Source organism: Streptomyces sp. NPDC048644 (genome assembly GCF_043199105.1).
Taxonomy (GTDB): domain Bacteria; phylum Actinomycetota; class Actinomycetes; order Streptomycetales; family Streptomycetaceae; genus Streptomyces.
Map to the genome: position 1 here is coordinate 127574 of NZ_JBICVO010000002.1, position 15902 is coordinate 143475.

Consider the following 15902-nt stretch of genomic DNA (forward strand, 5'->3'; position numbering starts at 1 on the left):
TCCGGTTTCAGCCCGCCGCAACGTCCCGCGCCGCGTCGTCCAGGAGACGCCGCAGCCGCAACGCGTCCGGGGCGACGGCGGTGACGAGCGCTGCGGGGCCCGCCAGCGGCGCCAGTACACCCTGTCCCGCGGGCTCTTGCCCCGGCCCGCCCGCGGCGTCGCCGAGCAGCCGCACCGCCACCGACTGTTCATCGAACGCGGGCTCCACGACGAGGAGTTGGCCGACGGCGCGCTGCGCGTCGAGGACCGCGGAGGTGTCCCAGCCGGGGACGCCGGGGCCGTAGGCGGTCTCCTGGTCCAGCAGTGTGCGTCCGGCGCGCCGTACCGTCAGCCGGCTGTGCAGGGTTCCGGTGTGCTCGCCGGTGCGGCCCAGGACCTGTTCCTCGCGCAGCACCAGGCGGGCGGTGGGCGCGAGTTCGACGGTGGTGGTCATCCACAGGTCGCTGCCCTCCGCGGAGATCAGCGGTTCGGGCAGCCAGTCGAGCCGTGCGCCGTCGCCGACCGTCAGCCGGACGTCGTAGGTGGCGGCATCGCCGGTGCGGCCGGGCAGCGCGACCGTCGCGGCGGCGGCCGTGAGGTGCAGGGCTGCGCCGGCGTCCGCGGTGGCGTCGATGGCCAGCCGGTCGCCGCCGAGCGGGGCGCTCATGGCACCCACCACGCAGACCCTGGCCTGCGGTCCCGGCCTGCCGATCCGGCGCAGCGCGAACGGCCCTGCGCCGTCCAGGACGGGCAGCCGGGTGATGCCGTGCGCGTCGGTGCGGGCGGTGATGCGGGCGGTGGCGTGCAGCCCCGCCGCCGGCATCGGCGTGCGCGGCGGCCGGGCGAGCGTGGTGGGCGCGGTCGTCATGCCGGGCCCGCGGTCCAGTCGGCGAGCCGCCCGCGCACCCAGTCCGAGATCGGCTTGACGCCGTTCTCCTTCTTCAACGCGGTGAAGGCGACGGGGAGTTCGCCGCGTTGGGCCTTGGCGTCGCGGGCCATGCCCTCCAGGTCGACGCCGACGTAGGGGGCGAGGTCGGTTTTGTTGATGACGAGGAGGTCGGCGGTGGTGACGCCGGGGCCGCCCTTGCGGGGGATGTCGTCGCCGCCCGCGACGTCGATGACGAAGATCTGGGCGTCGACCAGGCCCTTGGAGAAGGTGGCGGTCAGGTTGTCGCCGCCGGACTCGACGAGGATCAGATCGAGCGGGCCGACCGCCTCTTCCAGGTCCTCGACGGCTTCGAGGTTGGCGGAGATGTCGTCGCGGATGGCGGTGTGCGGGCAGGCACCGGTCTCCACCGCCTGGATACGGTCGGCGGGCAGGACCGCCTCACGGAGCAGGAACTCGGCGTCCTCACGCGTGTAGATGTCGTTGGTGACGACGGCGATGGACAGTTCATCGCGCAGCGCCCGGCACAGCGCGGCGACAGTGGCGGTCTTGCCGGTACCCACCGGCCCGCCCAGACCGATACGCAACGCCCGCCGGGAACCGTCGGAACGCTCCGGGGCGGCGGCGCTGTGGGTGTGGCGCTGAGGAAAGATCTCGTCGAGCTCGTGGTCGAGGTGCATGGTCACTCCGTAGTGCGTGCGCCGCGCGGTGTGCGGCGCGGTGGTGGGGCCGGTCAGGAGGCGAAGAGCCGTACCGGCCAGGCGGCGTGCTGTTCGGCGGTGATATCGAGCAGCGGCGCGGAAGCGGTGGGCAGCGCGTCGGTTCCTTCGGTGGCGACGCGCGCCGCGGCCTCGGCTCCCTGCGCGGCGACCCGGTCCAGGTCGGCGGTGAGGTGAGCGAGGACGGCGGTGGCGTCGAAGGGGTCGAGGCTCAGCAGGCGCACGGCGGCGGTCGCCGGGCCGCTGATGTTCTCGTACGCCACCGCGTACGCGGCGTCCAGCGGGGTCAGGCCCGCCGACCTGGCGGCGAGGCCGAGGACGACGGGCTGGTGGGCGCCGCGCGGCCGGGCCGCGGCGAGCGCGTCGAGCGCGTCGGACGGCCAGGTGGCGCGGGCGGCCCGCATCATCTGCCGGCCGAGCCGCCTGGCGACCTGCCGCAGCGCGGGTACGGGCGTACGGGCGTCGGCTGCGTCGTCCAGGAGGAGCGGGTCGGCGCCGGCCGCAGCCGCCGCGGCGAGGCCGGCCGCGACCAGTCCCGCGGTGTGCAGCCGGCCGCGGCAGAACCGCTCCAGGGTGGCGGCGTCCTTGATGCGTCCCGCGGTGACGGCGGGTTCGGCGCCGCCCGAGTGGGCGTGCCCTCCGGCGGGGAACCGGCCGTCGGCGAGGACGAGCAGGGCGGCCCGGCTCATCGGCGGTCCGGGCGGTGCGTGGGGTTGACGGGGGTGTTCATCGTGACCGCATCAGAAGAGGAAGTAGCGCTGGGCCATGGGGAGTTCGGCGGCGGGGGCCGGTTCGACGGTCTCGCCGTCGATGGTCACCGTGAAGGTGTCCGGGTCGACGTGGACCCGCGGCAGGGCGTCGTTGTTGCGCATCGACGCCTTGGTGACGCCGCGGGTGCTGCGGATCGGCTCGTACGCCTTCGCCAGCGGGAGCCGCTCGGCGATGCCGTCCTCGACGGCCTGCGGGGAGACGAAGTTGACGGAGTTGCTGCCGGGGGCCTTGCCGATCGCGCCGAACATCGGGCGGGGCAGGATCGGCTGCGGGGTGGGGATGGACGCGTTGGCGTCGCCCACCTGCGCGTACGCGATCTGGCCGCCCTTGATGACGAGCAGCGGTTTGACGCCGAAGAACGCCGGATCCCACAGGACGAGGTCGGCGAGCTTGCCGTCCTCGACCGAGCCGATGACGTGGTCGATGCCCTGGGCCGCGGCCGGGTTGATGGTGTACTTCGCGACGTACCTGCGGGCGCGGTGGTTGTCGGCGCCGGCGTCGCCCGTGAGGGTGCCGCGGCGCTTCTTCATGACGTGCGCGGTCTGCCAGGTACGCATCACGACCTCGCCGATCCGGCCCATGGCCTGGGCGTCGGACGACATGATCGAGATGGCGCCGAGGTCGTGCAGGATGTCCTCGGCGGCGATGGTGGAGGGCCGGATCCTGGACTCGGCGAAGGCGAGGTCCTCGGGGACCGCGGGGTTGAGGTGATGACAGACCATCAGCATGTCGAGGTGTTCCTCGACGGTGTTGACGGTGTGCGGCCGGGTGGGGTTGGTGGACGCCGGCAGCACGTTCGGCTCGGAGACCATCGCGATCATGTCGGGGGCGTGACCGCCGCCCGCGCCCTCGACGTGGAAGGCGTGGATGGAGCGCCCGGCGATGGCGGCGAGGGTGTCGCCGAGGAATCCGGCTTCGTTGAGGGTGTCCGTGTGGATCGCGAGCTGGGCGCCGCTCTCCTCGCAGACGTTCAGGCAGGCGTCGAGCACGGCGGGGGTGGCGCCCCAGTCCTCATGGATCTTGAAGCCGAGGATGCCGGCCCGCAGTTGGTCGCGCATCGAGGCGACGGACATGGTGTTGCCCTTGCCCAGCAGGCCGATGTTGACCGGAAGCGAGTCCATCGACTCCAGCAGCCGGGAGATGTGCCAGGCGCCGGGGGTGATGGTGGTGGCCTTGCTGCCTTCGGCGGGTCCGGTGCCGCCGCCCACGAGGGTGGTGACACCCGACGCCAGCGCCTCGTCCACCTGCTGGGGGCAGATGAAGTGGACGTGGGTGTCGATGGCGCCCGCGGTGAGGATCTTGCCGTTGCCGGCGATGATCTCGGTCTCGGGGCCGATGACGAGGTCCGGGTTGACGCCGTCCATGGTGTCGGGGTTGCCGGCCTTGCCCAGGGCGACGATCCGGCCGTCGCGGATACCCACATCGGCCTTGACGATGCCCCAGTGGTCGAGGACGACGGCGCCGGTGATCACCGTGTCGGGGGCACCTTCGGCGCGGGTGGTGCGGGACTGGCCCATCGATTCGCGGATGACCTTGCCGCCGCCGAAGACGGCTTCGTCGCCCGCCCTGCCGGGGCCGCCGGAGCGGTCTTCCTCGATCTCGATGACGAGGTCGGTGTCGGCGAGCCGGATGCGGTCGCCTGTGGTGGGGCCGAACAGGTCGGCGTACGCCTGGCGCGTCAGATCAGCCATCGAGGGAGCCTCCGGTCTGGCCACGCAGTCCTGCGACGATCCGCTTGCCCCCGATGGGGACGAGTTCGACCTCGGTGGGGATGCCGGGCTCGAAGCGCACGGCGGATCCGGCGGGGACGTTGAGCCGCTGACCGTGCGCGGTCGCGCGGTCGAATTCGAGGCCGGGGTTGGCCTCGGCGAAGTGGTAGTGGGAGCCGACCTGCACGGGGCGGTCGGCGGCGTTGAGGACGGTCATGCGCGTGAGGGGGAGGCCATCGTTGAGGCGCACCGGCTCTTCGGCGTAGAGGATCTGTCCCGGGATCATCTTCTGCTCTCCCGCGGTCAGTTGATGGGTTCGTGAACGGTGACGAGCTTGGTGCCGTCGGGGAACGTCGCCTCGACCTGCACGTCGTGAATCATTTCCGGGACGCCTTCCATGACATCGTCCCGGCTCAGCACCTTGCGCCCGGAGGACATGAGCTCGGCGACCGTACGGCCGTCCCGCGCGCCTTCGAGGATGTGAGCGGTCAGCAGGGCAATGGATTCCGGATGGTTGAGCTTCAGCCCCCGAGCCCGTCGCTTTTCGGCCACGTCTGCCGCCACATGAATCATCAGGCGTTCCTGCTCATGCGGGGTCAGTTGCATACGTTCCACCTCACAGTCTGCCCCGGGCTTGACGTTCACCCAGGTCACAGGCGTCCACACACCTGTATTGGTAGATGTATCACACAGTAATTAAAGGACGAGCAAACCACCCGTCAGCGGAAGACCATCAACAACCCGCCGATCAGAGGCTAGTTCGCCGGGATTTCGTACGCGTTACCAGCGCGGACAGATACAGAACCCTTCTCACGCCTGGGGGTAACACGCCGCCCATTACCCGGCGTTACCGAACGGCGACCGAATTCCCGGGCCGCTCTTCCCCGCCGGGTTTCTCCGACTCACAGGAAAGCGGTGGCGAATTCCACACTCCGGAAGGGCCGCAATCCCCGCGCGGCGACCGGAAGTACGGGCAATGGCCGTCGACTTTCCACTCATAACGGACATGACCCGCTCCCCGGACGCGGCTGTCCGTTATGCGCTCTTGACGGCGCCTCCAATGGTCACGATCCTCATGTGCGCGTCAAACAGCTCCGCACCACCCCCCACACCAGCATCGGAGCCACACTGTGACTCGCTCTGCCCGTACCCGCCGTGCCGTCCTGGCCGCCGGCGCCTGCGCCGCCGCCGTCGCCCTCCTGGGCACCGCGGCCTCGGCACAGGCCACTCCCGACACGCTCGCCGCGCCCGACATCCCGGTGGCGGACGTCAAGGCCGATCTCGCCAAGCTCCAGTCCATAGCCGACGCCAACGACGGCAACCGCGCCCACGGCACCGCCGGTTACCAGGCGTCGGTCGACTACATCAAGGGCAAGCTCGACGCCGCCGGATTCACCACGAAGCTCCAGGAGTTCAACAGCGGCGGCGCGAAGGGCTACAACATCATCGCCGACTGGCCCGGCGGCGACGAGAGCAAGACCGTGATGTCCGGCGCCCACCTCGACTCCGTCCCCGCCGGCCCCGGCATCAACGACAACGGATCCGGCTCGGCCGGCATCCTGGAGGTCGCACTCGCGGTCGCCAAGGCCGACCTCAAGCCCACCAAGCACCTGCGCTTCGGCTGGTGGGGCGACGAGGAGGACGGCATGATCGGCTCGCAGAACTACGTCGAGTCCCTCGGCGGCGACACCGCGAAGCTCGACTCGTACCTCAACTTCGACATGATCGGCTCGCCGAACCCCGGCTACTTCGTCTACGACGACGACGCGCGCCTGGAGAAGGTCTTCAAGGACTGGTTCGCCACCAAGAACATCGCGACCGAGATCGAGACCGAGGGCGACGGCCGCTCCGACCACGCGCCGTTCAAGGACGCCGGCGTCCCGGTGGGCGGCCTCTTCTCCGGCGCCGACTACATCAAGACCGACGAGCAGGCCAAGGCATGGGGCGGCGAGGCGGGCAAGGCGTTCGACGCCTGCTACCACGCCGCTTGCGACACGTCGAAGAACATCGACGACACCGCACTGGACAACAACACCGACGCCATCGCCAACGCGCTGTGGCAGCTCAGCTCCTGACCCGCACCCGGCAGCTCACCGGCTGACCCGCGCGCCCACCGGCGCCGGGCAGCCGCCGCCCATGGCCCGCGCCGCCGCTCCGGCGCGGGCGGGCCGCAGCGCCGTACGGTCAGCCCTCCCGACCCGGTCGCCGATCCCCGGCGGCCGGGTCGCGGTGTTCCGCGGCGATACCGAACCGCCGCCGTTCGCCCGGAGCGGACGCGCCCGGCCGCACGGTCGAGACCGTGCTGATCACCTGCTCCTCCTCCGCGTCCCCGGCAGACCGCCCAAGCTCCTCAAGCAGCTGCAGGTCAGCGGCCGAAACCAGCGCGACGAGCGGTTTGCCGTGGCGGGTGACCACCACACGCTCCCCGCCGTAGACGACACGGTTGATCAGATCCGCCAGCTCGGCGCGGGCTTGCGTCACCGGAATCTCGTAGGCCATGCTCCCCATTCTAACGGGATGTACGTCCTGTACATTTTTTACGGAGAGAGGAGCAGTCATGCCGTACGCACCGCACCCCACTGCCCGCTACGTCCTGCCGGAGTTCACCGAGCGCACCAGCAGCGGCACGCGCACGATGGATCCCTACTCGAAGCTGCTCGGCGAGCGCATCGTCTTCCTGGGCACCCCCATCGACGACGCCTCGGCCAACGACGTGATGGCGCAGTTCATGTACCTCGAACACGCCGCCCCCGAGCAGGACATCTCGCTCTACATCAACTCCCCCGGCGGCTCGTTCACCGCGATGACCGCGATCTACGACACGATGCAGTACGTGACCTGCGACGTCGCGACGGTCTGCCTGGGCCAGGCCGCGTCCGCCGCCGCGGTACTGCTGGCCGCCGGCGCCCCGGGCAAGCGGCTGGCGCTGCCGGGCGCCCGGGTGCTGATCCACCAGCCCGCCCTGAGCGAGCCGGTCCAGGGCCAGGCCACCGATCTGCGCATCCAGGCGGACGAGTTGCTGCGCACCCGCGACAAGCTGGAGGAACTGCTGCAACGGCACACCGGCATGCCGCGCGAACGGATCGCCGCCGACATCGAGCGGGACAAGATCTTCGACACCGGCGCCGCCCAGGAGTACGGCCTGATCGACGGGGTCACCCGCGCCCGCAAGACCTCCGCGGCGACCGGCGCACGGTGACGTCGGGTGCCGACGCCCGAACTCCCTCCGCTGCCCGCACTGACCCGGGCCGAGGGCGAACTGATCGACCGATACCTGGAAGTCCTGGACCTGCTGGGCCGGATCAACCCGGCGCGCGGCGGGCACACCTACGGCGGGCTGCGGGCCGCCCAGGCGCTGGCGAGCAGGGCCGCCGGACTGCGGGACGCGCTGGCGCTGATGCACGAGCGGGGCGAGAGCGAACTGCACGGCGGGACGCTCGGCCGGGCACTGCGGACACTCGACGGCGAGCGCCGGGCCCGGCTCGTCTCGGTGCCGCCCGATGACACGTGAGGCGGCGGCCACCTACCGGGACCGCACACGGTGTCGCCGGGCACCGGGCGTGCGACACGTCCCCCGCCCGGCTCGCCCGGAAGGGCTAGCACCGAAGTCCGCGACGAACGGCGCCCGGATTGCGGCACGTCGCCTTGACCCCGGCGCCGCACCGGGTTCCACACCTGGTCCCGGCCCTGACCCCGGACGCTCCCGCACACCGCGAACGGCACGACTCACCACATGGCCCCCATGTGACGAATGTCACATGGGGTCATTTCAGCGCTTATTTCGGGCGCCGCATGCGTAACGATCCCTTCGACGACAAGACCCCGCCACAGCGACGGGGCGGTCCGGACGGGCGCCTAATCCTGCCGCCGTCCCGGATGTCCGGTCGACGTGGTTGGAACGGCAGGAGCGGAGGACCCGAGCACGACGGGGCCACGGCCGCCACGGCCGACGGGCTCCTTGGGGTGAAGCCGTACGCACGGCCGGGCATCTTCGCCTGCCCGAACCCGACAGGTCCTCCTTCGCAGGCGACTGACGAAGGGTTCGCTCATGGCTGTACGCAGGCACGTACCGACAGCAGTGGCCCGCGCCGGAACGATTTCGGCTCTGGCACTGGCCACCGTCGGCGGCATCATCCCGACGCCCGGAGGGACCACCGACGCCGAAGCGTCGAGCGTCTCGTCCGCGGCGCTGCGGATCGCCGCCTCCAAGAAGGGGGCGCCGTACCAGTACGGCGCCCGGGGCCCCCACCGATTCGACTGCTCGGGGCTGACGCAGTATGCGTTCAAGCACGCGGGCAAGAAGCTGCCGCGCACCGCGGCTGCGCAGTACAACCGCACCCGGCACCTGCCCGCCTCGTCCCGCAGGGTCGGCGATCTGGTCTTCTTCCATGCGGGCAGGGGCGTTTACCACGTCGGGATCTACGCCGGACGGGGCCGCATCTGGAACGCGCCCAGGACCGGCACCGTCGTCCGCCTGGACAAGATCTGGAGCAAGGCCGTCTGGTACGGGCGGGTCAGGTGAGCGGTCGCCCGCCACCCGCACCGCGTTGAGATAGCCGAACTCCCTTACATCTGCCCGCCGTTGGCTTTCCGGGAGGCGCTCGGCGGCGGCCGTCCGCGTGTGTGCGGCGCGGTCAGGCGAGCGCCACCTCGACGAGGAGGACGCCACCGAGCGTGGTCAGCAGGGCGCCGGTGGTGGCCTCCAGGGCACGGGTGACCCGCGGGCGGCGCAGCCAGTTGCCGAGGCGGTCGACGAGCAGCGCGACGGCGGGGAACCACACCAGCGCCATCGCGACGACGATCGTGGCGAGCAACAGGGTGCGCGGCAGCGCGGGCTGCCCCTCGGGGACGAACTGCGGGAGCAGGCTGAGGAAGAGCACCGGCGCCTTGGGGTTGAGCGCGTTCGTGAGGAAGCCCTGCCGCAGGCTCCGTCCGACGCCGGTGCGCGCTTCCTGCTGCTCGGCGGCCTCATCCCCGGGACGTGCCGCGGCGTCCTCGTCCGCCGTGGGCGCCGCGTCGGCAGGACCGCGTACGACGGCCAGCAGTGCGCGGCCTCCGAGGTAGAGCAGATAGGCGCCGCCGAGTACCTGAACGGCGCCGAACAGCACGGGCACGGCGACGAGCACGGCGGCGAGCCCGGCGACCGCGAGGGCGGTGTGCACGAGCAGCCCGCCCGCGACCCCGACCGCGCAGGCCACCCCCGCCCGGCGCGAACCGAGTGCGTTGCGCACCACGACCGCGAAGTCCGCGCCCGGCATGGCGACCATGCCGGCCGCAACTCCGGTGAAGGTGATCAGCTGTCCGTCCATGAGGCAATCCTCGCTGGTCAGAGCCTTTAATGGGGAGTGGCAATCTTCTTCGTCGGGCTAAAGAGGTTCTTATGTACGACCCCACGCGACTGGCCGCTCTGGTGGCGGTCGCGGAGGCCGGTTCGATTTCACGGGCCGCCGACCGGCTCGGCTACACCGCGCCCGCGCTCTCCCAGCAGCTCGCCAAGCTGGAGCGGGAGGCCGGGACGACGCTGCTGGTGCGCCACCACCGCGGGGCGCGGCTGACGGCCGCGGGGGAACTGCTGCTGGTCAGGGCCCGGCGGGCGCTGGACGAGCTGGATCTGGCGCGGCACGAGCTGGCGCAGCTGGCGGGCCTGTCCGGCGGCCGGCTGCGGGTGGGCACGTTCATGACGGCCGGTACACATCTGCTGCCGCCCGCGCTGAGTGCGTTCCGCCGTGCGCACCCGGATGTGGAACTGAGCGTCACGGAGTACGAACCGCCGCTCGGCATGCGGGCGGTGGCGCTCGGCGAGGTGGATCTGGCGTTGACGCACGCCTACGCGCCTGGCGACCCGATGCCCACGCCCGAGGGGCTGCGGCTGGAGCCGCTGCTGACCGAGGAACTGGTGCTCGTCACGGCTCCGGGGCACGCCCTGTCGGCGGGCCAGGGACGGCTGCCGCTGTCCGGTCTGGCCGGACAGCCGCTGGTCAGCATGGCGCCCGCCAACCCTCACCGACGCGGGGTGGAGGCGGCGCTCGCGGCTGCCGAGGCGAGCGTGGCGGTGCGCTGCGAGTCACCGGGGTACGAGGTGGTGTGTGCGCTGGTGAGCGCGGGCCTGGGGGTGGCGGTGGTGCCGGAGATGATGGCGACCGGTTCGGTGACACCGCTGGGTGTCCGCCGGCTGGAGCCGCCCGAGCTGCACCGCACGGTCTCGGTGGCCTACCGCCCCGGTGGCGGCTCCCCGGCCGCCGACACCCTGCGGGCGCTGCTGCGCGGCGCGTTCACCCGTGGCGGCTCCGTGCAGTGAGGCCGTGCGGCGGCCTGCCCGGTGGCGGGCGGGTGGTCAGGAGGCGGGTGGTCAGGGTCCGGTTGCCGTCCAGGGCAGGGAGACCCAGACCGTTTTGCCGCCCTGGTGGGTGGGTTCGACCCTCAGCCGGCCGCCGGCTTCCGCGGCGAGGAAGCGGATGATGACCAGGCCGCGTCCGTTGTCCTGCTGCACCGCGGCGGGCAGCCGCTGCGGCCACCGCGGATGGCTGTCGGTGACGCCGATGCGGAGCTGTTCGTCGCGGTCGAGCCGCAGCTCCACGGTGAAGACCGGGGAGCGGCCCAGGGTGTGCTGGACGGCGTTGGTGGCGAGTTCGGAGACGATCAGCCGGACGGTATCGGCGCGCACCGCGTGCGCCGGCAGACCCCATTCGCCGAGCACATCGCTCACATAACCGCGGGCCAGCCGCACGGAGGCGGGCTCGCTCGGCAGCGTGAGTGAGGATTCCTGGTGGTCTGCCATCGCGACGCCGTCCTTTTCCCACCGAGGCTCGATTCCGGCGCACCGACCAGGGAGCGAGCTGCCGATCGGACACCGATTCGGCCTCGGACTGCTGCTGTGCGTCAGACTGCCATCCATGCTGCTGGTATGACGCCGATCCACCACGATATGCCCATATCTGTCGCTCAATGCGGTGAACTCTGCTACGCGAGAACGGATTTGGGCGGCGGGACCGCACGCCGGCCCGTCGGTACCGGCCCCCCTGCGGCACCGACGAACGCTGTACCCGCCTCATACTCGCCGGGCGGTGCCGGTAAACCTCTGGAGAGGGGCAGCACCTCCGGGGCGTGCGGCGGCGTCAGCCTCGGGGCGCGGCGGCCACGACCGTCTCGACGGCGCTGTCGATCTGCGCGTCCGTCAGGTCCGCACGGGCGGTGAGCCGCAGCCGGGAGATGCCGTCCGGCACGGACGGGGGGCGGAAGCAGCCGACGACGAGCCCGGCTTCCCGGCAGCCGGCGGCCCAGCGGACGGCCTGTTTCGGGGACGGGGCGCGCACCGAGACCACGGCGGCGTCCGGGCGTACGGCGGTCAGGCCCGCGGCGGTGAGGCGGCGGTGCAGCTGCGTGGCGACGGTACGCACCCGGTCGACGCGCGCGGGTTCGCGGCGGAGCAGCCGCAGCGCGGCCAGTGCGCCGCCGACCGCCGCGGGTGCCAGGCCGGTGTCGAAGATGAACGTCCGCGCGGTGTTGACCAGATGCTCGATGACGCGGGCCGGGCCGAGGACCGCGCCGCCCTGTCCGCCGAGGGACTTGGAGAGGGTCAGGGTGGCGACCACGTCGGCGTCACCGGCAAGGCCCGCGGCGGCCGTCGCGCCGCGCCCGCCGTCGCCCAGTACGCCCAGTCCGTGCGCGTCGTCGACGAGCAGACCCGCGCCGTACGCCCGGCAGACGCCGGCGAGAGCGGGCAGCGGGGCCGCGTCGCCGTCGACGGAGAACACCGCGTCGGTCACCGCGAGCGCCCGGCCTTCGTGGTCCGCCAGCGCGGCGGCCACCGCCCGCGGGTCGGCGTGCGGGACGACGGCGGTACGGGCCCGGGAGAGCCGGCAACCGTCGATGAGGGAGGCGTGGTTGCCCGCGTCGGAGACCACGAGGGCGCCGGACCCGGTGAGCGCGGTGACGGCGGCGAGGTTCGCGGCGTAGCCGGATGACAGCACCAGGGCGGCCTCGAAGCCGCAGAAGGCGGCGAGTTCGGATTCCAGCCTGGCGTGCAGTTCGGTACTGCCGGTCACCAGCCGGGAGCCGGTGGCGCCCGCGCCCCAGCGGTGCGCGGCCTGGGCTGCGGCGCGGGTCACCTCGGGGTGCCTGGCGAATCCGAGGTAGTCGTTGCAGGCCAGGTCCAGCAGCGCGGAATCGGCGGAGCGCGGGCGCAGGGTGCGGACCAGGCCCGCCCGCTGCCGCTCGGCACGCGCCGTATCAAGCCAGTCGAATGCCGCGCCGAACGTCTCGCGTACGGGGGCCGCTGCGAGGTCGGCGGGCGGCACGGCGCGTGCGTCCCGGGTCTGCGGCGGTGCGGTGTCCTGCGGCATCGGCATCCTTCTCGATTGTGGGCTGTCGATAGACGTTAGCGGTCGTTACACCCGCCCACAGTGTGGTGATACCCACACTCCGAGCCAGGGTCGTTGTGGGAATCCTCCTTGGCCCGGGGCGGTGCCGTACGTCAGGATCAACGCCATGGAGCTGCTGAACACTCTGGTGGACAAGGGGCTGCGGCGTGAGCTGCCGACCCGTGAAGAGGCCCTCGCCGTACTGGCGACGTCCGATGACGAACTGCTCGATGTGGTGGCCGCGGCCGGAAAGGTGCGCCGTCAGTGGTTCGGACGGCGGGTGAAGCTCAACTACCTCGTCAACCTCAAGTCGGGCCTGTGCCCCGAGGACTGCTCGTACTGCTCGCAGCGCCTCGGGTCGAAGACCGAGATCCTCAAGTACACCTGGATCAAGCCCGATGACGCGTCGAAGGCGGCAGCCGCGGGGGTGGCGGGCGGCGCCAAGCGCGTGTGCCTGGTGGCCAGTGGCCGCGGGCCGACCGACAAGGATGTGGACCGGGTGTCGGAGACCATCTCCGCCATCAAGGAGCAGAACGAGGGCATCGAGGTGTGCGCCTGCCTCGGACTGCTCTCCGACGGCCAGGCCGGGCGGCTGCGGGAAGCCGGGGCTGACGCCTACAACCACAACCTCAACACCTCGGAAGCCACGTACGGCGACATCTGCACCACCCATGACTTCTCGGACCGCGTGACGACCGTGCAACAGGCCCAGGCGGCCGGCCTGTCGGCCTGTTCCGGGCTGATCGCCGGGATGGGTGAGACCGACGCCGACCTGGTGGACGTGGTCTTCGCGCTGCGCGCGCTGGACCCCGATTCGGTGCCGGTGAACTTCCTCATCCCGTTCGAAGGCACCCCGCTCGCCGAGGAGTGGAACCTCACGCCGCAGCGCGCGCTGCGCATCCTGGCCATGACCCGCTTCGTCTGCCCGGACGTCGAGGTACGGCTGGCGGGCGGGCGTGAGGTGCATCTGCGGAGCATGCAGCCGCTGGCGCTGCACCTCGTCAACTCCATCTTCCTCGGCGACTATCTGACCAGCGAGGGCCAGGCGGGCAAGGACGACCTCGCGATGATCGCCGACGCGGGCTTCGAAGTGGAGGGCGCGGACACCACCACCCTGCCCGGACACCGCGTCCAAAGCTGCGGCGACGAGGGCGGCTGCCACGACGGGACGCCGGGCGCCTGCCACCCCGCCCAGGACGCGCCGCCCGCCGCCACCGCGCCCGCGCCGTCCGACGAGGCCCGCCGCGGCCTGGTCTCGGTACGCCGCCGGGGCGCCGGCACCGAACTGCCGCCCAATGCCTGAGGTGTTCTCGCCGGGCGACCTGCTCGCACTCGACCGGCAGCACGTGTGGCACCCCTACGGGCCGATGCCGGGCCGTAGCACACCGCTGCTGGTCGAGTCGGCCGCCGGCGTCCGGCTGCGGCTGGCCGAACCCGCCGGTGGCCACGCGGAGTTGATCGACGGGATGTCGTCCTGGTGGTCGGCGGTGCACGGGTACAACCACCCCGTACTCAACGACGCCGCGCACGACCAACTGGGGCGGATGAGCCATGTGATGTTCGGCGGGCTCACCCACGAGCCCGCCGTACGGCTCGCCAAACGGCTGGTCGACATCGCGCCGGAACCCCTGCGGCACGTCTTCCTCGCGGACTCCGGTTCGGTGTCCGTCGAAGTCGCCGTCAAAATGTGCCTCCAGTACTGGCGCTCGCTCGGTCGGCCGCGCAAGCAGCGGCTGCTCACCTGGCGGGGCGGCTACCACGGCGACACCTGGCAGCCGATGTCGGTGTGCGACCCGGAGGGCGGGATGCACGAGCTGTGGCAGGGCGTGCTGCCCCGCCAGATCTTCGCGGACGCACCGCCGCCCGGCTTCGACGCGGAACCGGACCCGGCGTACGCGGCACGGCTGCGCGAGCTGATCGCCCGGCACGCCGACGAGTTGGCCGCGGTGATCGTCGAGCCGGTGGTGCAGGGCGCGGGCGGGATGACGTTCCACTCCCCCGGCTATCTCCGGGTGCTGCGGGAAGCCTGCGACGCGCACGGCGTGCTGCTGGTCTTCGACGAGATCGCCACCGGCTTCGGCCGCACCGGCTCGCTCTTCGCCGCCGGGCACGCCGGGGTCTCACCGGACGTGATGTGCGTCGGCAAGGCCCTGACCGGCGGCTACCTCACGCTGGCCGCGACGCTGTGCACATCGGACGTGGCTGAGGGGATCTCCGGCGGCGAGGTGCCGGTGCTGGCGCACGGCCCGACATTCATGGGCAATCCGCTGGCCGCCGCCATCGCCGACGCCTCCATCGAGCTGCTGCTCGGGCAGGACTGGGCGCAGGAGGTCAAACGGCTCGAGACCGGCCTGTGGGCGGGCCTGACACCGGCCCGGGAGCTGCCTGGTGTCCGTGACGTGCGGGTGCTGGGCGCGATCGGCGTGGTCCAGCTCGATCACGAGGTCGACATGGCCGCCGCGTCCGCCGCCGCCGTACGGGAGGGCGTATGGCTGCGCCCCTTCCGCGACCTCGTCTACACGATGCCGCCGTACATCACGGGCGACGACGACGTGACGCGGATCTGCGCCGCGGTGTGCGCGGCGGCCCGGGAGGGCTGAACTGCCGCGCGGCGGAGCCGGATCGCCCCGGCTCCGCCGCGTCGGCGCACCTGCTCTCCTCCTCTTCCCCCACTCCCCTGTTCCTCGCAAGACACCACTCGGAGGTGCACCATGACGGTGCTTTTCGTGACGGGCACCGGCACGGAGATCGGCAAGACCGTGACAACGGCCGCCCTCGCGGCGACCGCACTCGCCCAGGGCCGTTCGGTGGCCGTACTCAAACCCGCGCAGACCGGAGTCGGCGCCGACGAACCCGGCGACGTCGCGGAGGTCGAGCGACTGGCCGGCGCCGTGACCACGGCCGAACTGGGCCGCTTTCCCGAGCCGCTGGCGCCCGCGACCGCGGCGGCACGCGCCGGGATGACGCCGGTCCTGCCCCAGGACGTCGCGGAGGCCGCGGCGAAACTCGCCGCTTCGCACGACCTGGTCCTGGTCGAGGGCGCCGGCGGCCTGCTGGTCCGCTTCGACGGATCCGGCGGCACCCTCGCCGACGCCGCGCGGCTTGCGGACGCCCCCGTCCTCGTCGTCGCCCCGGCCGGCCTCGGCACCCTCAACGCGACCGCGCTCACCGCGCTCGCCCTGCGCTCGTACGGCCTCGACTGCCCCGGCGTGATCGTCGGCAGCTGGCCCGCGACCCCCGATCTCGCGTCCCGCTGCAACCTCACCGACCTGCCGGACGCCGCCGGCGCCCCGCTGCTCGGAGCCATTCCCGAGGGCGCCGGCAGCCTGCCGCCCCCCGCGTTCCGCGCCGCGGCACCGGACTGGCTGGCACCAAGGCTGGGCGGCACGGACGCCTTCCGGCTACCGGCCTGACGCGCCCACGGGAAAGCCGCCGGAAAAAATCCACCGGACCGCCCGGCACGCCCCTGGCACACTCC

18 protein-coding genes and 1 riboswitch are annotated in these 15902 nt (G+C 72.1%); of the genes, 8 read left to right on the forward strand and 10 right to left on the reverse strand.

Annotated elements, in window-relative coordinates; translation table 11 throughout:
• Positions 1-7: 7 nt before the first annotated feature.
• The 6 genes from ACGFNI_RS04615 to ACGFNI_RS04640 are packed head-to-tail and all read right to left on the reverse strand — an operon-like array spanning position 8 to position 4670.
• Positions 8-847 carry an urease accessory protein UreD gene (locus ACGFNI_RS04615; protein ID WP_393680546.1) on the reverse strand — a complete coding sequence of 280 codons (840 nt, stop codon included), beginning with the start codon at positions 845-847 and terminating at the stop codon, positions 8-10.
• Positions 844-1545 carry an urease accessory protein UreG gene (gene ureG, locus ACGFNI_RS04620; RefSeq protein WP_393680547.1) on the reverse strand — a complete coding sequence of 234 codons (702 nt, stop codon included), beginning with the start codon at positions 1543-1545 and terminating at the stop codon, positions 844-846. Before ureG ends, ACGFNI_RS04615 begins: the two co-directional genes overlap by 4 nt.
• Before the next feature lie 53 nt (positions 1546-1598).
• Positions 1599-2273 (reverse strand): urease accessory protein UreF, encoded by a 675-nt coding sequence (locus tag ACGFNI_RS04625; protein WP_393680548.1) that lies wholly within the window; start codon positions 2271-2273, stop codon positions 1599-1601.
• A gap of 51 nt (positions 2274-2324) precedes the next feature.
• On the reverse strand, positions 2325-4046 hold the full coding sequence (locus ACGFNI_RS04630) for an urease subunit alpha (RefSeq protein WP_393680549.1): 1722 nt from the start codon (positions 4044-4046) through the stop codon (positions 2325-2327).
• Entirely contained in the window at positions 4039-4350 is a 312-nt protein-coding gene (locus ACGFNI_RS04635) for an urease subunit beta (RefSeq protein ID WP_393680551.1), read from the reverse strand. The genes ACGFNI_RS04630 and ACGFNI_RS04635 overlap by 8 nt, the downstream gene beginning before the upstream one ends.
• Positions 4351-4367: 17 nt before the next feature.
• The gene (locus ACGFNI_RS04640; protein WP_227047501.1) at positions 4368-4670 is read right to left on the reverse strand and encodes an urease subunit gamma; all 303 of its coding nucleotides are present in this window, start codon (positions 4668-4670) and stop codon (positions 4368-4370) included.
• A 524-nt stretch (positions 4671-5194) separates the two neighbouring features.
• Between ACGFNI_RS04640 and ACGFNI_RS04645 the strand changes: the two genes are divergently transcribed.
• Positions 5195-6139 carry a M28 family metallopeptidase gene (locus tag ACGFNI_RS04645; RefSeq protein ID WP_393680554.1) on the forward strand — a complete coding sequence of 315 codons (945 nt, stop codon included), beginning with the start codon at positions 5195-5197 and terminating at the stop codon, positions 6137-6139.
• 109 nt (positions 6140-6248) lie between these two features.
• On the opposite strand, the gene ACGFNI_RS04650 is transcribed toward ACGFNI_RS04645, so the two are convergent.
• Positions 6249-6563 (reverse strand): type II toxin-antitoxin system Phd/YefM family antitoxin, encoded by a 315-nt coding sequence (locus ACGFNI_RS04650; protein WP_393680556.1) that lies wholly within the window; start codon positions 6561-6563, stop codon positions 6249-6251.
• 58 nt (positions 6564-6621) lie between these two features.
• Between ACGFNI_RS04650 and ACGFNI_RS04655 the strand changes: the two genes are divergently transcribed.
• The 3 genes from ACGFNI_RS04655 to ACGFNI_RS04665 all read left to right on the forward strand — a co-directional run bounded on the left by ACGFNI_RS04655 (position 6622) and on the right by ACGFNI_RS04665 (position 8586).
• On the forward strand, positions 6622-7263 hold the full coding sequence (locus tag ACGFNI_RS04655) for an ATP-dependent Clp protease proteolytic subunit (protein WP_393680558.1): 642 nt from the start codon (positions 6622-6624) through the stop codon (positions 7261-7263).
• 6 nt (positions 7264-7269) lie between these two features.
• On the forward strand, positions 7270-7575 hold the full coding sequence (locus ACGFNI_RS04660; RefSeq protein ID WP_393680560.1) for a hypothetical protein: 306 nt from the start codon (positions 7270-7272) through the stop codon (positions 7573-7575).
• Between the two features lie 331 nt (positions 7576-7906).
• A riboswitch (cyclic di-AMP (ydaO/yuaA leader) is annotated at positions 7907-8108 on the forward strand.
• A 4-nt stretch (positions 8109-8112) separates the two neighbouring features.
• The gene (locus ACGFNI_RS04665) at positions 8113-8586 is read left to right on the forward strand and encodes a C40 family peptidase (protein ID WP_393680561.1); all 474 of its coding nucleotides are present in this window, start codon (positions 8113-8115) and stop codon (positions 8584-8586) included.
• A gap of 112 nt (positions 8587-8698) precedes the next feature.
• Here ACGFNI_RS04665 and ACGFNI_RS04670 read toward each other — a convergent pair whose 3' ends face one another.
• A complete protein-coding gene (locus ACGFNI_RS04670; RefSeq protein ID WP_393680563.1) occupies positions 8699-9373 on the reverse strand; it encodes a LysE family translocator in 675 nt (224 codons plus the stop codon).
• A 71-nt stretch (positions 9374-9444) separates the two neighbouring features.
• Here ACGFNI_RS04670 and ACGFNI_RS04675 point away from each other — a divergent pair, with 71 nt between their 5' ends.
• Entirely contained in the window at positions 9445-10362 is a 918-nt protein-coding gene (locus tag ACGFNI_RS04675) for a LysR family transcriptional regulator (RefSeq protein WP_393680565.1), read from the forward strand.
• Positions 10363-10413: 51 nt separating this feature from the next.
• On the opposite strand, the gene ACGFNI_RS04680 is transcribed toward ACGFNI_RS04675, so the two are convergent.
• The gene (locus tag ACGFNI_RS04680; RefSeq protein ID WP_393680566.1) at positions 10414-10842 is read right to left on the reverse strand and encodes an ATP-binding protein; all 429 of its coding nucleotides are present in this window, start codon (positions 10840-10842) and stop codon (positions 10414-10416) included.
• A 337-nt stretch (positions 10843-11179) separates the two neighbouring features.
• On the reverse strand, positions 11180-12406 hold the full coding sequence (locus ACGFNI_RS04685) for an 8-amino-7-oxononanoate synthase (RefSeq protein ID WP_393681438.1): 1227 nt from the start codon (positions 12404-12406) through the stop codon (positions 11180-11182).
• A gap of 145 nt (positions 12407-12551) precedes the next feature.
• Between ACGFNI_RS04685 and bioB the strand changes: the two genes are divergently transcribed.
• From bioB to bioD, 3 genes are all read left to right on the forward strand, one after another.
• Positions 12552-13727 (forward strand): biotin synthase BioB, encoded by a 1176-nt coding sequence (bioB, locus tag ACGFNI_RS04690; protein ID WP_393680568.1) that lies wholly within the window; start codon positions 12552-12554, stop codon positions 13725-13727.
• The gene (locus tag ACGFNI_RS04695) at positions 13720-15024 is read left to right on the forward strand and encodes an adenosylmethionine--8-amino-7-oxononanoate transaminase (protein WP_393680570.1); all 1305 of its coding nucleotides are present in this window, start codon (positions 13720-13722) and stop codon (positions 15022-15024) included. The genes bioB and ACGFNI_RS04695 overlap by 8 nt, the downstream gene beginning before the upstream one ends.
• A gap of 111 nt (positions 15025-15135) precedes the next feature.
• On the forward strand, positions 15136-15837 hold the full coding sequence (bioD, locus tag ACGFNI_RS04700; protein WP_393680572.1) for a dethiobiotin synthase: 702 nt from the start codon (positions 15136-15138) through the stop codon (positions 15835-15837).
• Positions 15838-15902: the final 65 nt, after the last annotated feature.

Bases quoted from the DNA above. Each gene is read 5' to 3' on its own strand.
- ACGFNI_RS04630 (WP_393680549.1), bottom strand. From the start codon at position 4,046: ATGGCTGATCTGACGCGCCAGGCGTACGCCGACCTGTTCGGCCCCACC.
- ureG (WP_393680547.1), bottom strand. From the start codon at position 1,545: ATGCACCTCGACCACGAGCTCGACGAGATCTTTCCTCAGCGCCACACC.
- ACGFNI_RS04695 (WP_393680570.1), top strand. From the start codon at position 13,720: ATGCCTGAGGTGTTCTCGCCGGGCGACCTGCTCGCACTCGACCGGCAG.
- ACGFNI_RS04665 (WP_393680561.1), top strand. From the start codon at position 8,113: ATGGCTGTACGCAGGCACGTACCGACAGCAGTGGCCCGCGCCGGAACG.
- ACGFNI_RS04680 (WP_393680566.1), bottom strand. From the start codon at position 10,842: ATGGCAGACCACCAGGAATCCTCACTCACGCTGCCGAGCGAGCCCGCC.
- ACGFNI_RS04635 (WP_393680551.1), bottom strand. From the start codon at position 4,350: ATGATCCCGGGACAGATCCTCTACGCCGAAGAGCCGGTGCGCCTCAAC.
- bioB (WP_393680568.1), top strand. From the start codon at position 12,552: ATGGAGCTGCTGAACACTCTGGTGGACAAGGGGCTGCGGCGTGAGCTG.
- ACGFNI_RS04615 (WP_393680546.1), bottom strand. From the start codon at position 847: ATGACGACCGCGCCCACCACGCTCGCCCGGCCGCCGCGCACGCCGATG.
- ACGFNI_RS04655 (WP_393680558.1), top strand. From the start codon at position 6,622: ATGCCGTACGCACCGCACCCCACTGCCCGCTACGTCCTGCCGGAGTTC.
- ACGFNI_RS04650 (WP_393680556.1), bottom strand. From the start codon at position 6,563: ATGGCCTACGAGATTCCGGTGACGCAAGCCCGCGCCGAGCTGGCGGAT.
- ACGFNI_RS04640 (WP_227047501.1), bottom strand. From the start codon at position 4,670: ATGCAACTGACCCCGCATGAGCAGGAACGCCTGATGATTCATGTGGCG.
- bioD (WP_393680572.1), top strand. From the start codon at position 15,136: ATGACGGTGCTTTTCGTGACGGGCACCGGCACGGAGATCGGCAAGACC.
- ACGFNI_RS04625 (WP_393680548.1), bottom strand. From the start codon at position 2,273: ATGAGCCGGGCCGCCCTGCTCGTCCTCGCCGACGGCCGGTTCCCCGCC.
- ACGFNI_RS04675 (WP_393680565.1), top strand. From the start codon at position 9,445: ATGTACGACCCCACGCGACTGGCCGCTCTGGTGGCGGTCGCGGAGGCC.
- ACGFNI_RS04685 (WP_393681438.1), bottom strand. From the start codon at position 12,406: ATGCCGCAGGACACCGCACCGCCGCAGACCCGGGACGCACGCGCCGTG.
- ACGFNI_RS04670 (WP_393680563.1), bottom strand. From the start codon at position 9,373: ATGGACGGACAGCTGATCACCTTCACCGGAGTTGCGGCCGGCATGGTC.